At 60.1% G+C, this 765-nt stretch carries 1 protein-coding gene; it reads left to right on the top strand.

Annotation, left to right across the window (positions count from 1 at the left end; translation table 11 throughout):
• On the top strand, nt 1–765 hold a 765-nt coding region (locus tag ACQ76X_RS36085), incomplete at both ends, for a condensation domain-containing protein (RefSeq protein ID WP_438498690.1).

Here is a 765-nt window from a genome sequence, read left to right as displayed (position 1 = left end):
AAAGTCGATCTGCGGGTGAGAGAAGGGGCAGGTGATCTGGAGACGATCCAGCAGGAAGACCGGCAAAGTGGCTTTGACCTGAGCCGGGATGCGCTGATGCGTGCCACGATCGTGATCGGGGAGAAGGGGTGTCAGCATGTCATCTGGAGCTTCCATCACATCCTTATGGACGGCTGGTGCACGAGTATTCTGATGCAGGAGCTCATGGCGATTTATCGCGGGTTGCAGATGAAGCAGCCGATAGAGCTGGGGCCCGTGGAGCCGTTTAGCCGATACATGCAGTGGCTGAACATGCAGGACAGGGAGGCGGCGCGGCAGTACTGGAGCCGGTACCTGGCGGCCTATGAGCAACAGGCGAGTGTGCCGCGAGTGACGGGGGCAACAGGGCGAACAGAAGCTGAGCGGCAGGAGCATGCCTTCCGTCTGGATGTGGGGATGACCCGGGAGCTGGAGCGGTTGGCCCGTCAGGCCCAGGTGACGCTGAACACAGTGATGCAGACGATCTGGGGACTGCTACTACAGAAATACAACCAGAGCGATGATGTGGTATTCGGGGCGGTGGTATCGGGGAGACCGGCGGAAGTTCCGGGGATCGAGCGGATGATCGGCCTGTTTATCAATACAACGCCGGTACGGGTCAGCAGTTCCCCCGAGCAGAGTGTAACGGCGCTGCTGCAACAGGTGCAGGAAGCGGCGCTGGCATCGGAATCACACAGCCATTATCCGCTGTATGAGATTCAGGGGCTGAGCGCGCTGAAGCAAGGG

It is taken from the genome of Paenibacillus sp. IHBB 3054 (genome assembly GCF_051594305.1).
Classification (GTDB): Bacteria; Bacillota; Bacilli; order Paenibacillales; family Paenibacillaceae; genus Paenibacillus_AQ.
The sequence above is the reverse complement of the archived record's forward strand: the minus strand, read 5'-3'. Positions and strand labels throughout refer to the sequence as shown.